10 protein-coding genes are annotated in these 13,759 nt (G+C 69.5%); 3 read left to right on the top strand and 7 right to left on the bottom strand.

What is annotated here, in order from left to right; all coding sequences use genetic code 11:
* Positions 1 to 69: 69 nt before the first annotated feature.
* Together SD455_RS01185 and SD455_RS01190 are read left to right on the top strand one after the other, a co-directional pair.
* Positions 70 to 2,235 carry a 3-hydroxyacyl-CoA dehydrogenase NAD-binding domain-containing protein gene (locus SD455_RS01185; protein WP_311024451.1) on the top strand — a complete coding sequence of 722 codons (2,166 nt, stop codon included), beginning with the start codon at positions 70 to 72 and terminating at the stop codon, positions 2,233 to 2,235.
* A 62-nt stretch (positions 2,236 to 2,297) separates the two neighbouring features.
* Positions 2,298 to 2,741 (top strand): Rieske (2Fe-2S) protein, encoded by a 444-nt coding sequence (locus SD455_RS01190; protein WP_445507002.1) that lies wholly within the window; start codon positions 2,298 to 2,300, stop codon positions 2,739 to 2,741.
* A 51-nt stretch (positions 2,742 to 2,792) separates the two neighbouring features.
* On the opposite strand, the gene SD455_RS01195 is transcribed toward SD455_RS01190, so the two are convergent.
* From SD455_RS01195 to dut, 7 genes are all read right to left on the bottom strand, one after another.
* Complete coding sequence (locus SD455_RS01195; RefSeq protein WP_445507003.1) at positions 2,793 to 3,287, bottom strand: hypothetical protein; 495 nt, start codon at positions 3,285 to 3,287, stop codon at positions 2,793 to 2,795.
* 93 nt (positions 3,288 to 3,380) lie between these two features.
* Positions 3,381 to 5,399, bottom strand: coding sequence for a 1-deoxy-D-xylulose-5-phosphate synthase (gene dxs, locus SD455_RS01200; protein ID WP_445507004.1), 2,019 nt, complete (start codon positions 5,397 to 5,399; stop codon positions 3,381 to 3,383).
* 165 nt (positions 5,400 to 5,564) lie between these two features.
* On the bottom strand, positions 5,565 to 8,387 hold the full coding sequence (locus SD455_RS01205; protein WP_445507005.1) for an aconitate hydratase: 2,823 nt from the start codon (positions 8,385 to 8,387) through the stop codon (positions 5,565 to 5,567).
* 409 nt (positions 8,388 to 8,796) lie between these two features.
* On the bottom strand, positions 8,797 to 10,344 hold the full coding sequence (locus SD455_RS01210) for a class I SAM-dependent RNA methyltransferase (RefSeq protein WP_344683013.1): 1,548 nt from the start codon (positions 10,342 to 10,344) through the stop codon (positions 8,797 to 8,799).
* 1 nt (position 10,345) lies between these two features.
* A complete protein-coding gene (locus tag SD455_RS01215) occupies positions 10,346 to 11,287 on the bottom strand; it encodes a DUF3159 domain-containing protein (protein WP_445507006.1) in 942 nt (313 codons plus the stop codon).
* A gap of 90 nt (positions 11,288 to 11,377) precedes the next feature.
* Positions 11,378 to 12,394 carry a DUF3710 domain-containing protein gene (locus SD455_RS01220; protein ID WP_445507007.1) on the bottom strand — a complete coding sequence of 339 codons (1,017 nt, stop codon included), beginning with the start codon at positions 12,392 to 12,394 and terminating at the stop codon, positions 11,378 to 11,380.
* Positions 12,395 to 12,421: 27 nt separating this feature from the next.
* Positions 12,422 to 12,880: a dUTP diphosphatase gene (gene dut, locus SD455_RS01225; protein WP_445507015.1), complete on the bottom strand. Its 459-nt coding sequence runs from the start codon at positions 12,878 to 12,880 to the stop codon at positions 12,422 to 12,424.
* Positions 12,881 to 13,115: 235 nt separating this feature from the next.
* On the opposite strand from dut, the gene SD455_RS01230 reads away from it, so the two are divergent.
* Positions 13,116 to 13,598 carry a DUF3093 domain-containing protein gene (locus SD455_RS01230; RefSeq protein ID WP_070158914.1) on the top strand — a complete coding sequence of 161 codons (483 nt, stop codon included), beginning with the start codon at positions 13,116 to 13,118 and terminating at the stop codon, positions 13,596 to 13,598.
* Positions 13,599 to 13,759: the final 161 nt, after the last annotated feature.

The following is a 13,759-nucleotide window of genomic DNA, read 5'->3' on the forward strand; positions in this document are numbered from 1 at the left end:
GGAGCTACTCGCCGGTAGCATGTGATGCGGAACGCATTCTTCCCTGACGACGACGCTGTGGAGGCACCCATGAACGCGCAGTCCGCACACTCCCACTCCCCCGCCGGCACCATCACCGCCGCGCAGACCGACTTCTCCGGCTATGCCGAGCTCGCCGAGGCCTTCGCGGACGAGGTCCGCACGCACAGCCGGGTCGAGGACGTCACCCTGCCCGGCGGCGGCACGCTGGCGCTGATCCGACTGGACAACGACGACGCCCGGCGGCCGACCACGCTCGGACCCAACTCGCTGATCGAGTTCGGCGAGGCCGTGGCCTCGCAGCTGCCACGTGCAGAATCCGCAGAGATCGCCGGGCTGGCGCTGATCGGCAAGCCCGGCTACCTGGTGGCCGGGGCGGACCTGGGCGCGGTCAATACGATCGAGTCCACCGAGCTGGCACGCCAGATGGCGGAGCTGGGCCACCAGGCCTACAACCTGCTCGAAGACTTCCCCGTGCCGACCTTCGCCTTCATCAACGGCACCGCCCTCGGCGGCGGGCTGGAGATCGCGCTGGCCGCTCAGTGGCGCACCGTCTCCACCGACGCCAAGGCCCTGTCCCTGCCCGAGGCATTCCTGGGGCTCATCCCCGGCTGGGGCGGGGTGTATCGACTGCCGCGCCTGATCGGTCCGGAGGCCGCCGCCCAGGTCATCTTCTCGAACGCCCTGGCGAACAATCGCACGCTCAAGGGTGCGGCGGCCTATGAGCTGGGCATCGCCGACGCCCTCTTCGCCGCCGACGCATTCGAGCAGGCGTCCGTGGAGTTCGCCGCGCGGATCATCGCCAGAGATGACGACACCCTCGCCGGCGTCCGGTCCCATCGGGATCGGGACACCAGCGACGCCGCCTGGCAGCGGGGCATCGAGGCCGCCCGCCGTGCCGTGGCGGCCAAGACCGGCGACTCTGCTCCTGCGCCGCAGAAGGCTCTGGAGGTGTTCATCGCCGGCAAGGACCGCGATCGCGACCAAGACCGTGTCGCCGAGTGCGATGCCCTGGCCGAGCTGATGGTCACCGATGAGTTCGCCAACACCGTCTACGCGTTCCTGGAGCTGATCCAGAAGCGGGCCAAGCGCCCCGCCGGCGTGCCGGAGGTCCCGCCGCGTCAGATCGGCAAGGTGGGGATCGTGGGCGCCGGCCTGATGGCCTCCCAGCTGGCGATGGTCTTCGCCCAGCACCTGCAGGTCCCGGTGGTCATGACCGACATCGACGAGACCCGGGTGGCCAAGGGCTTGGACTTCATCTCCTCCCAGGTGGAGAAGCTGCAGGGCAAGGGGAAGATCAGCGCCGAGCAGGCCGCCGGCCTGAAGGGCCTGGTGACCGGATCCACCGACAAGTCGGTCTACGCGGACGCGGACTTCGTCATCGAGGCGGTCTTCGAGGAGATCGGTGTCAAGAAGCAGGTCTTCGCCGAGCTCGAGGAGATCGTGCCGGCCGGGACGATCCTGGCCACCAACACGTCCTCGCTGTCGGTCACGGAGATGGCCGCCGACCTGAGGCACCCCGAGAGGGTCATCGGGTTCCACTTCTTCAACCCGGTGGCGGTGATGCCGCTGATCGAGATCGCCCGCACCCCGGAGACCACGGACGAACCGATCGCGACCGCCTTCGCGCTGGCCGCGGCACTGCGCAAGACGCCGGTCCTCACCTCCGACTCGGCGGCCTTCGTGGTCAACCGTGTCCTGCTGCGCCTGATGGCCGAGGTGCAGAAGGCCTTCGACGAGGGCACCGATGCTGCTACCGCGGACCAGGCCCTGCGGCCCATCGGACTGCCGATGACGCCTTTCACCCTGCTGGCGATGGTCGGCATCCCGGTGGCTCAGCACGTCACCGAGTCCCTCCACGCGGCGTTCGGCGAGAGGTTCCACGTCTCGGCCAACCTGCAGCGCCTCATCGAGGCCGGCGTCACGGAGATCTGGAGCACCGACGAGGACGGCCGCGCCTTCATCAAGGAGCAGACCCTGGCGCTGATGGAGTTCGGCGAGACGCCGCGCAGCGGTGAGCAGCTGCTCACCGACGTCCAGGACGCCTTGGCCGAAGAGATCGGTCTGATGCTCTCCGAGGGCGTGGTGAGCTCCCCGAAGGACATCGACCTGTGCATGATCCTCGGCGCCGGCTGGCCCATGCACCGCGGCGGAATCACCCCCTACCTGGACCAGGTGGGGGCCAGCGAGCGGGTCAACGGGCGCACGTTCCACTGACGGGATCCCCGACGGCCCGGCGGATGCAGGACGGACCTTCGGCGCCCGATAGACTCGGGCGCATGAATGAGCTGTGCTGCGCCCGCCGGGCCTTCCTCCGCACCACCGCCGCCGGTGCTGCGGGAGTCGCGGGGCTCTCGTTGGCCGCCTGCGGCAACACCCCCGACGACGGTGCCGAACCCGGAGCGGAGGCCACACATGCCGGCGAGTCCTGGGAGGCCGTGCTGGCCGCCGAGGAGCTCCCGGTGGGCACCTCGGTCGCGGCCAGTGCAGGCGAGCATGAGCTGCTTCTGCACCGTGCCGGTGAGGACGAGGTCCACGCCTTCACGTCAGTGTGCACCCACCAGGGCTGCACCGTGGAGCCCGAGGACGAGCAGTTCAGCTGCCCCTGCCACGGATCGGTGTTCGCCGTGGACTCCGGGGAGCCCACCTCCGGACCGGCGGACCGTCCTCTGACCCGCTTCGAGGCGGAGATCAGCGACGGAGAGGTCCGCGTGCTCGTGTGAGCGGTCGCCCCGCCCGCCCCGCGACGGGTGAGGCCCGCTCTGCCTGTGGGCTCAGCCCACGCGGATGCGGACCTTCGAGGCAGGGACGTCGGTGGCGCGCAGGGCGCCGCGCACGGCCTCCCCGGCCTTCCGGCGGTGCACCGTGCGGGCCCTCATGACCAGCGCCGCGCCGTCGTCGTGCTCTTCGATCTCCGGGTCGCTCAGGGCGCCGAGCCCCCGCCAGGCGAGCCCCGTGAGCACTGCCGTGTGGACGGTCTCGGCGTTCCGCCGCTCCGACGCCGAGGGCTCCGAGGCCTTCAGCGGCACAGCGACGACCAGTTCGACGGTCTGCAGCTGCCCGATCTCCCGGTAACCGTCCGCCTCGCATTGGGCTGCGAAACCCTCCAGCAGAGCCTCCGCCTCGTCTGCCTGCGCCTTCTCCGCCGTGAGCTTCCCATTGGCGCCCACCGCGCCGTAGTGCACCACAAACTCTCCGGCCGCCTCGTCGTACCAAGCCTCCCGGTACTCCCAGGCGGCTTCCGAGTTCTGACGGAACAGACTGATCATGAGGTCTCCAGACGGTCGGGCCGCAGGGCAGGGCCCCCGGCGGTCATGAGGTCGCCGGTCCGGTGAGGACCGACAGGGTGAACGGATCGACGCTCAGGCGTCGCGGCTCTGCGGGAAGCTCGGGATCTCGCCGGTGGGCAGATCCTCCCCGGGCAGCGGACGTGCGAAGGGCACCTTCGTGCCCAACACCTGGGCCACGGTGTCCTGAGCCACCTGGGTGGAGGTCACGCCCACGCGGTCCAGAACCTCTGCCCGCGAGCCGTGGGAGAGGAACTCCACGGGAAGTCCCACCTCGTTGAGTGCCGTGTCCACACCGGCCTCACGCATGGTCTGCCGGATCCGGGACCCGACTCCCCCGGCTTTCACACCGTCCTCCACGCAGACGACGATCCGGTGCCGCGCCGCCAGAGAGACGACGGATTCCGGGACCGGGAGCACCCAGCGGGGGTCCACGACGGTGGAGGTGATGCCCTGATCGGCCAGCCGACGCGCCACGTCGAGGGACAGCTCCCCCATCGTGCCGACGGAGACGATGAGCACGTCATTGCTGTAGGCTCCGTCTTCGTTGCGCTGACCATGGAGAACCTCCACTCCGTCCTCGAGCCTCTCCAGCGCATCGATCTCACCGTTGACGGACCCTTTGGAGAAGCGGACCACCGTGGGGGCGTCGTCCACGGCCACCGCCTCGCGCAGCTCCTCCCGCAGCCGGGTGGAGTCCCGCGGCGCGGCGATCCGCATGCCGGGCACGATCTGCAGCAGGGACAGATCCCACACGCCGTGATGGCTGGGTCCGTCCGGACCGGTCACGCCGGCCCGATCCAGCACCAGCGTCACCCCGGCGCGGTGCAGCGCGACATCCATGAGCAGCTGGTCGAATGCCCGATTGAGGAACGTCGCATAGAGCGCCACCACTGGGTGCAGCCCGCCATAGGCCAGCCCGGCGGCAGAGGCGACGGCATGCTGCTCGGCGATGCCGACGTCGAAGACGCGATCCGGGTGCTTCTCCGCGAAGCTGCGCAGGCCTACGGGGATCAGCATCGCCCCGGTCAGCGCCACCACGTCCGGTCGCTCATCAGCGATGGCCGTGATCTCCTCTTCGAACACGGAGGTCCAGGAGCGCGCCGAACCCCGGGACACCGGCTCGCCGGTCTCAGGGTCGATCACGCCGACCGCGTGGAACTGGTCGTTCTCATCCGCGCGGGCCGGGGCGTAGCCGCGACCCTTCTCCGTGAGCGCGTGGACGATCACCGGACCGCCGTAGTTCTTGGCGTCCTGCAGCGCCTCCTCCATGGAGCGCTGATCATGCCCGTCCACCGGACCGATGTACTTCATGCCCAGGTCCTCGAAGAGCCCCTGCGGCGCCCAGAAGTCCTTCGCGCCCTTCTTCGCGGCATGCAGGCTTCGGTAGACCATCTTGCTGACCGGCCCGCCGTGCTGAAGGCGCTGCTTGGTGCCGTCCATCGCCTTCTCATACACACGGTGCGTGCGCAGCTTGTCCAGGAATCCCCTCCGCAGGCGATCCAGCTGATCGGCCAGCCCTCCCACCGTGGGGGCATACGAGCGGCCGTTGTCGTTGACGACGATCACCACACGACGGTCCTTGTCCGCGGCGATGTTGTTCAGCGCTTCCCAGGCCATCCCACCGGTGAGGGCGCCGTCGCCGATGACTGCGACCACGAAACGGTCGTCCTCGCCGCTGAGCACGCGTGCCTTGGAGATGCCGTCGGCCCATGACAATGAGGAGGAGGCGTGGGAGGACTCGACGATGTCATGGATGGACTCGGCGCGCTCCGGGTAGCCGGCCAGGCCGCCCTGCTTGCGCAGGGTGGAGAAGTCCTGACGGCCGGTGACCAGCTTGTGGATGTAGGACTGGTGCCCGGTGTCGAAGATCACTGAGTCGCGCGGCGAGTCGAAGACCCGGTGGATCGCCAGGGTGAGTTCCACCACGCCGAGGTTGGGGCCCAGGTGTCCCCCGGTGCGGGACACGTTGTCGATGAGGAACTGGCGGATCTCCGCGGCCAGCCGCTCCAGCTGCTCGTCCGTCAGCCGGGACAGGTCCTGGGGAGACCGGATGGTCTCCAGAATGGTCTTCACTGGCGCGATCCCTCCCATGCGATCAGGCTCTCTGCGATTCTACCGCCCGGTCGGCATCAGGATGCACCGGAGCACGACGACGGCGGGCGGTCCGGAGTCTCCTCCGTCCCGCCCGCCGTCGACTCAGCGGGTGGCCCGTCGTCTGTGCTCCCGAAGGACGGTGCGCCGACGACGGTCAGCCGCTCACTTCACCAGCTGGCGCAGCACGTACTGCAGAATGCCGCCGTTGCGGTAGTAGTCCGCCTCGCCGGGGGTGTCGATGCGCACGACCGCGTCGAAGGTGGTCTCCGAGCCGTCCTCTGCCGCGGCGGTGACCTGCACCGTCTTCGGGATGGTGCCCTCGTTCAGCGCGGTGATTCCGGAGATCGAGAAGGTCTCGAAACCGGTCAGACCCAGCGTGTCGGCCGTCTCGCCCTCCGGGAACTGCAGCGGGAGCACACCCATGCCGATGAGGTTCGAGCGGTGGATCCGCTCGAAGGACTCGGTGATGACCGCGCGGACGCCCAGCAGCTTGGTGCCCTTGGCGGCCCAGTCCCGGGACGAGCCCGACCCGTACTCCTTGCCGCCCAGGACCACCAGCGGTGTGCCGGCCTCCTTGTAGTTCTCTGCGGCGTCGTACACGTAGGCCTGCGGGGCGCCCTCCTGGGTGAAGTCCCGGGTGAAGCCGCCCTCGACTCCGTCGAGCAGCTGGTTCTTGATCCGGATGTTGGCGAAGGTGCCGCGGATCATGACTTCGTGGTTGCCTCGGCGGGAGCCGTAGGAGTTGAAGTCCTTACGCTCCACGCCGTTCTCCAGCAGGTAGCGGCCCGCCGGGGTGTCGGACTTGAAGGAGCCGGCCGGCGAGATGTGGTCGGTGGTGACCGAGTCGCCCAGCTTCAGCAGCACCCGCGCCCCGGAGATGTCCTCCACCGGGGAGGCCTCCAGCGACATGCCGTCGAAGTACGGCGCCTTGCGCACGTAGGTCGACGACTCGTCCCAGGCAAAGGTGGAGCCCTCCGGAGTGTTCAGCTCCTGCCACCGGTGGTCCCCGTCGAAGACCGTGTCGTACTTCGAGGTGAACATCTCGGTGTCGATCGACTCGTCGATGATCTTCTGGACCTCGATCGGGTCCGGCCAGATGTCGCGCAGGTAGACGTCGTCGCCCGACGCATCCTGGCCCAGCGGCTCGTTCTCGAAGTCGAAGTCCATGGTCCCGGCCAGGGCGTAGGCCACCACCAGCGGCGGGGAGGCCAGGTAGTTCATCTTCACGTCCGGGTTGATGCGACCCTCGAAGTTGCGGTTGCCCGACAGCACTGAGGTGACCGCGAGGTCCTCCTCCTGGACCGTCTTGGAGATCTCCTCCTCGAGCGGACCGGAGTTTCCGATGCAGGTGGTGCAGCCGTAGCCGACCACGTAGAAGCCGACCTTCTCCAGGTGCTCGATCAGCCCTGACTTCTCGTAGTAGTCGGTCACGACCTTCGAGCCCGGTGCGATGGAGGTCTTGACCCAGGGCTTCTGCGACAGGCCCTTCTCCACCGCGTTGCGCGCCAGCACACCGGCGGCGAGCATCACGTTCGGGTTGGAGGTGTTGGTGCAGGAAGTGATGGAGGCGATCGAGACCGCACCGTGGTCCAGCGTGAACTCACGGCCGTCGGGCATCGAGACCGGCACCGGCTTCGAGGGCCGGCCCACGACCTCCTCGCCGCCGACGTGCCGCGGACGGTCCTTGACGTCCTGCTCCTCGTCGGCGGAGTGCGCCGGAGCGTCCGAGGCCGGGAACGAGGCCGCCGAGGCGGCGTCGGCGTGGCCGTTGGTGGCCGGGTCGGTCACGTGCTCCACGTAGTTGTGGATGTCCTTGCGGAACTGCTCCTTGGCGTCGGTGAGCTCGATACGGTCCTGCGGACGCTTCGGACCCGAGATCGAGGGCACCACGGTGGACAGGTCCAGCTCGAGGTACTCGGAGAAGCGCAGCTCGCGGGACGGGTCGTGCCACATCCCCTGCTCCTTCGCGTAGGCCTCCACCAGAGCGACCTGCTCCTCGGTGCGGCCGGTCAGGCGCAGGTACTCCAGGGTGACCTCGTCGATGGGGAACATCGCGGCCGTGGAGCCGAACTCCGGGGACATGTTGCCGATCGTCGCTCGGTTGGCCAGCGGAACCGCCGCCACGCCCTCGCCGTAGAACTCGACGAACTTGCCGACCACGCCGTGCTCGCGGAGCATCTGGGTGATGGTCAGCACCACGTCGGTGGCTGTCGCCCCGGCGGGGATCTCCCCGGAGAGCTTGAAGCCGACCACGCGCGGGATGAGCATGGAGATCGGCTGGCCCAGCATCGCGGCCTCAGCCTCGATGCCGCCCACGCCCCAGCCCAGCACACCCAGGCCGTTCTCCATGGTGGTGTGCGAGTCGGTGCCCACACAGGTGTCCGGGTAGGCGCGCAGCGCACCGTCGACCTCACGGGTCATCACCACGCGGGCCAGGTTCTCGATGTTGACCTGGTGGACGATGCCCATACCGGGAGGCACGACCTTGAAGTCGTCGAAGGCCGTCTGGCCCCAGCGCAGGAACTGGTACCGCTCGCCGTTGCGCTGGTACTCGATGTCCATGTTGCGCTCGATGGCGTCCGAGTTCCCGAAGGAGTCGATCTGCACCGAGTGGTCGATGACCATCTCGGCCGGCGCCAGCGGGTTGATCCGCTTGGGATCGCCACCCAGGTCTGCCACGGCTTCACGCATGGTGGCCAGGTCCACGACGCAGGGCACACCGGTGAAGTCCTGCATCAGGACCCGACCCGGAGTGAACTGGATCTCGGTGTTCGGCTGTGCCGTCTCGTCCCACTGGCCGAGAGCCTTGATGTGCTCGGCCGTCACATTCGCCCCGTCCTCGGTGCGCAGAAGGTTCTCCAGGAGGACCTTCAGGCTGTACGGAAGGGACTCGTGGCCCTCCACAGTGTTGAGGCGGAAGATTTCGTAATCGGCGCCGTTGACGTTGAGAACGCCTTGTGCTCCGAAGCTGTCCACAGTGCTCACGCGGGACTCCTCTGTAGTTGCCAGACTGACACGGTCCGACGGCACGCGGCCGTCGGACAACGGGCGCTGAAGAGTTCGCCGGAGGACCTTCCGGTGCAGGCCTCGGTCGCGCTGCGGACGCGGCGCTCGACGACGAGCACGACGGCGACCTCAGGTCAGTGGCGCGACCGGGCCCGAGCACGCGGAGTCTCCTCCAGCGCTCAGAGCCGTATCGCTGTCCATCCTACTCGGTCGACATGACGTGATGCGGCTCATGTCGCTGTCGCCCCCGCGGAGGCCCGCGGGTGGCCTTCCACAGGCCAGGATCGCCGAACCACAGAGCTGACCAGGCCTTCCGCGGGCGTCCAAGGACGCGGTGCACGCGCATCGGCGTCGAGCTCGGCGCCGATGCGGCCCGGAGGGGCGGGGCTCAGCGTTCGAACAGGGCGACTGACTCCATGTGGTGCGTGTTCGGGTAGAGGTCCAGCACCTGCAGGTCCGCCAACCGCCAACCCCGGGCGAGCAGGTCCTTGGCGTCACGGGCGAAGGACGCCGGTTCGCAGGACACGTAGACGAGCCGGCGCGCATCCGCCGCATCGACGCCCCCGATGACCTTCTTTCCGGCGCCGGCGCGCGGCGGGTCCACCAGGATCAGGTCGTGGCCCCCCAGTGCGTCCAGCACCCGTTCCACCGGGGCCGTCTCCACCCGGACGTGCTGCGTCCGGTCGAACAGCTCACGCGCCGAGGCGCTGGACCCGGCCGCGGCCTCCACGCTGAGCACCTGTCCCGTCTCGCCGGTGCGCGCCGCGGCCCAGGCGGTGAACAGCCCGGCGCCGGCGTACAGGTCAGCGACGGCGTCGCCGGCCCCGACGCTGGCCATCTCGTCGATCGTGCGGACCAGCGCCTCGGGCGCATGACGGTGGATCTGCCAGAAGCCCTCCGGGCGCAGCGGCACGACGGCACGCTCCTCGCCGTCCCCCGTGGCGACCGGGACCGGCAGCGGCTCGGCCACGGTGCGACCGCCGAGCACGATCTCATGCTCCACGACCGCCGGCACCCGAGGCACCTCGGGACGGCCACGCGTGCGACCACGGGCAGAGCCGCGGCGCCCGTTGCGGACGCCGGAGCGAGCACCGTTGCGGGCGACGGCGCCGCCGCCGTTCGGGGCCTCGGCCCGTGCGTCGTCGGCGCGCGCCAGCGCCAGCACGATGGTCTCGACCTTCGGCTCGACGTCGGCGATGCGCAACAGGCGCTGACGAAGTCCGGCCTCCTCAGCCCGGGACTGCTCGGCGTGGACGACCAGCGCCAACGGCGCCCGACCACCCGGGGCCACGACGTCGACTCGTTGGGCGCCGGTGAAGTCTCCGCCGAAGAGTCGGGACTCATGGATGTCCTCCACTGCCAGCGGCATCCCTCGCAGATCGATCAGTTCGTGGCTGCGGTAGGGCTTCATGCTGAGCACGCCGTGATCGTTGACCCCGAAGCTGACCCGCGTGCGCCAGTGCAGACCGTTGCTGTGACGCTCTCCGACGTCGACGACATGGATCTCCCCGTCGGCTGGGGCATGGGCCAGGGTGAGGTCCTGCAGATGGATTCCGCCGATGCGCTGCAGAGTGTCCCGGAAGACCTGGGCCTTGACGCGGCGCTGATGCTGGTCCGTGATGTGGCCGTACTCGGCTCCGCCGACCGGAAGCCGGTCCATCTCATGGGCGCGGAGTGCGTCGGCGAGCTTCCAGATGTGCCGTCGCCGGTAGTCCGAGGCCTCCAGGACCTCGACGACGTCGGCGCGCCAGAACTTGGCCTGCGGTCCTGAGTCGGTGACGCGTGCCCGGACGACTTCGCCCGGGATCGCATGCCGGACGAAGATGACCCGCCCCTCATGCCTGGCGACACAGTGACCCCCATGAGCCATCGGGCCGACGTCGAGGGTGAGCAGCTGCTGCGAATGTGTCGTGCCGGCCTGTCGTGAGGTCACCATCTCAGGACACCGCCTCTCCATCGCGCCGGTCCTCCACGACCGTCGGGCGCGTGATCATCCAGCCGACCCACAGGGCCAGGGCATAGAGGGGCAGCCCCATCACCAGGCGAGCAGTCCCGAGCGCGACGACGGCGTCCGCCAGGTACAGCGGCAGCTGGACCGCCAGCCGCAGCGCGAGCACACCGGTGACGATCCACGTGGCCAGCGCATAGCGCCTCCGACGAGCGTGGTCCTGACGCCAGGCGACGCCCTCTCCCCGGATGAAGCCGAAGAGGATCCCCAGGAACGGCCAGCGGACCGCGACGGACAGCGCGAAGCCCGCGATGTAGGCGGCGTTGGTGACGAAGCCCCACAGGTAGAAGTCACGGGCCTCGCCTGTCTGCTGGGCGACGACGGCGCACAGCACGATGACCGCCAGCCCGGACAGCGACTGCACCAGAGGGCCGCGCTGTGCCAGCCGCGCCACCGTGAAGATCAGTCCCATGAGGACCGCGACGATGGAGGAGATCAGCAGGTCCTCGGTGATGACGAACACCGTGAGGAACGCCGCCGCGGGCAGAGAAGCTTCGACAAGGCCCCGCACGCCCCCGATGGAGGACATCACGTCGAGCGAGCCGTCCTCACGGGTGCGCAGCCGGGAGCCCGCCGACTCGGCGAGCCGCTCCCCGATCTCGTCCGGGCCGGCCGCATCCTGAACCTGATCGCCCCGACGGTCCGACGGATCGTCCTGCCCCGGGCCCCCGGCGCTCCCGAGCCTCCCGGCATCGGGAGTCGCGGCATCGGGAGTCGCGGCATCGGGAGTCGCGGCATCGGGAGTCGCGGCATCAGGGGTCGCTCCCCCGGTCATGAGCGTCTCGGGCGCTGCGGGCGGTGACGTCTCGTCCCGCGCCGCACGCTCCTCCGAGCTGCCCGGCGTCCCCGCCCTGCCCGGTGAATCAGTCATCACAGCCGCCTGCGCCTCCCCTGTGCGTGGTCCCCTGGTCTTCATCGGCCGTCCCTCGACCGCCTGTCGCCGCCTCGTCCGCCAGCGAGATCAGGCCTGCTGCGGCCCCTCGGAGCCGGCCGCTGCGCCTCCTGCCGACCTCCGCTGCTGCGGTCGGACACCGTTGGCACGGGCGCCGCTCTGGTCCCCTTCTCCACTGCCGACCGCGGCAGCGCCGGGATTCGGCCCTGGTGCGGCGTCCCGACGCTGCGCCGGGTTCCGCGGCAGCACCACCCGGCGTGCGCCTTCGGGCGGCCGCAGCGGCAGCAGCTCGCGAGGCGGCAGCGGGTCGTCGCCGCGCACGACGACGAGCCGAGAGAAGAGATCCTCGACGTCACGAGCGGCCTGAGGGTCGATCGCCCCCCGCCCGCCGACGACACCGCGCAGGAACCAGCGGTTCCCCTCGAATCCGATGAAACGAGCCACGCGCCAGCCGGCCCGGCCGTCCTTCAGCGTGGTCGGGACACGGGCGGCGAGCTCCTTGCCGAAGCGGCCGTCGAGCTGCTTGATCCGCCCCTTCTGCCTCACCACGGAGTCTTGGATCTGTTCCCGCACCTCATCCCACGTGCCTCCCGACTTGGGCGCGGAGAACGGCTGGATCTGGATGCTGGCCTGTCCCACCGAAATCGTCAGGGCCACGACACGTTTGGTCTTCTGATCGATGTCCAGGCGTACCTTCTGTTCCTTGCCCGCCGGCACCAGGACCGCGCCGAAGTCGATGTAGCCCTTGGTGGTCTCCACCTCCGTGACGTCGTAGGGCCCCCCGCCTTCGATGCGTTCCGAGGCGTCCTCAGAGTTGTCCTCAGAGGCACCGTCGGGCGCGCTGTCGGACGCGCCGCCGGTCTCGGAACCGGCGGCCGCCGAATCCTGCGGCACCGACTCCTGCGGCACCGACTCCTGCGGCGCTGGTGCCGTCGCGGACTGCTGCTCGGGGGCCGCGGAACTCTCCGTGGTCTCCTCCTGGGCAGGGCTCGTGGGGGAGGTCTCCTCCTCGCGGAGCGCCGCTCTGATGGTGGCGGGCTTGGCCTTCTCCGCCCCTTGGGACTTCTTCCGTCGTCCGAAGATCATGCTGAAGTTCCTCTTATCCCTCGAGAGTCACGTGCCGGTGGAGCCGAAGCCGCCTGCGCCGCGGTCGCTGTCCTCCAGCTGGTCCACAGGCACGAATTCAGCCTGGTCCACACGCTGGAGGACGAGCTGCGCGATGCGGTCTCCGCGACGGAAGCTCACCGGAGTCGAACGGTCGGTGTTCAGCAGACACACCTTGAGCTCTCCACGATACCCAGCATCGATGGTTCCCGGCGTGTTGACAAGGGTGATTCCGTGTTTCACCGCCAGTCCGCTGCGGGGGTGCACCAGCCCGACCCAGCCCTGCGGGATCGCGACAGCCACCCCGGTCGGCACGAGGCGACGTGTACCCGGCTCCAGCGTGAAGTCCTCGGCGCTGACCAGGTCCGCTCCGGCGTCGCCCGGGTGGGCATAGCCGGGAAGCGGAAGGTCCGGATCAAGACGCCGGATCGGCACCCGGATCCTGCCGGGCGCCGAGCCGGTCGGCATCTGGCCGGCGTCGTGCTCCTGCGTAGACGTGGTCATCGGGGCTGCTTCTCCTCGTGGTCTGCGGGCTGGGGCCTGGTCCCGCCCATGTCGGGCTGGTCCAGTGACCCCTCGAGTCTACTCATCCGGCCTGACATTCCAGTCGGCCGGGGATTCCCTCTGGCCCGAGCTTCCATCCGGCAGGGCGTCACCGTCGGCGGTTCCGGCCCACCGGAGGTTCCGTGAGAAGCTGGTGGTCATGACGACGCATTCTCCGAGCTACTCCGAGAAGCTCTGGCCGGCGTGGTGGATCTGGCTCGCCGCGGTCATCATCGGAGCCTCCGTCTCGCTCATCTTCTTCCCCATCTCCGTCGGGCTCGGCGCGACCGCCATGGTCATCGGAGTCGGACTGCTGCTGTTCGCCCTGATCATCACCACCCCTCGGATCGAGATCACCGAAGGGTGGCTGAGCGCCGGCCGAGCCCGGATCGAGCGCACCCACGTCGGCGCCGTCGTGGCCCATCGCGCCCAGGCGGCACGTGAGCAGCTCGGCCCCGGCTTCGACGCACGGGCCTATCAGTGCATCCGTGGGTGGATCGATCCCGTGGTGACCATTCAGATCACCGATCCCCAGGACGCCACGCCGTATTGGATCGTCTCCACCCGACGCCCGGAGGCGGTCCTCGCCGCGCTCGGTTCCGAGGAGCCGGTCCGCCAGACCGGGCTCAGCGTCACGGACTGACCGCCCGAACCGACCCCGCGCAGCCCAGGCACACGGAGGCCCCGTTCCGGACCATGGTCCGGAACGGGGCCTCCCGGCGGGGGCCCGGTGGGCGCCCCCGGGAGCCCGGGGGCGGGGGCCCGCCGGTCCCGAGGAAAAACCCCTCTCCACCCGGGGCCCCC

Source organism: Nesterenkonia sp. K-15-9-6, from assembly GCF_052656005.1.

Excerpts from the sequence above, each read along its gene's own strand:
- SD455_RS01185 (WP_311024451.1), top strand. The coding sequence starts at position 70 with ATGAACGCGCAGTCCGCACACTCCCACTCCCCCGCCGGCACCATCACC.
- SD455_RS01190 (WP_445507002.1), top strand. The coding sequence starts at position 2,298 with ATGAATGAGCTGTGCTGCGCCCGCCGGGCCTTCCTCCGCACCACCGCC.
- SD455_RS01195 (WP_445507003.1), bottom strand. The coding sequence starts at position 3,287 with ATGATCAGTCTGTTCCGTCAGAACTCGGAAGCCGCCTGGGAGTACCGG.
- dxs (WP_445507004.1), bottom strand. The coding sequence starts at position 5,399 with ATGGGAGGGATCGCGCCAGTGAAGACCATTCTGGAGACCATCCGGTCT.
- SD455_RS01210 (WP_344683013.1), bottom strand. The coding sequence starts at position 10,344 with ATGGTGACCTCACGACAGGCCGGCACGACACATTCGCAGCAGCTGCTC.
- SD455_RS01215 (WP_445507006.1), bottom strand. The coding sequence starts at position 11,287 with ATGACTGATTCACCGGGCAGGGCGGGGACGCCGGGCAGCTCGGAGGAG.
- SD455_RS01220 (WP_445507007.1), bottom strand. The coding sequence starts at position 12,394 with ATGATCTTCGGACGACGGAAGAAGTCCCAAGGGGCGGAGAAGGCCAAG.
- dut (WP_445507015.1), bottom strand. The coding sequence starts at position 12,880 with ATGCCGACCGGCTCGGCGCCCGGCAGGATCCGGGTGCCGATCCGGCGT.
- SD455_RS01230 (WP_070158914.1), top strand. The coding sequence starts at position 13,116 with ATGACGACGCATTCTCCGAGCTACTCCGAGAAGCTCTGGCCGGCGTGG.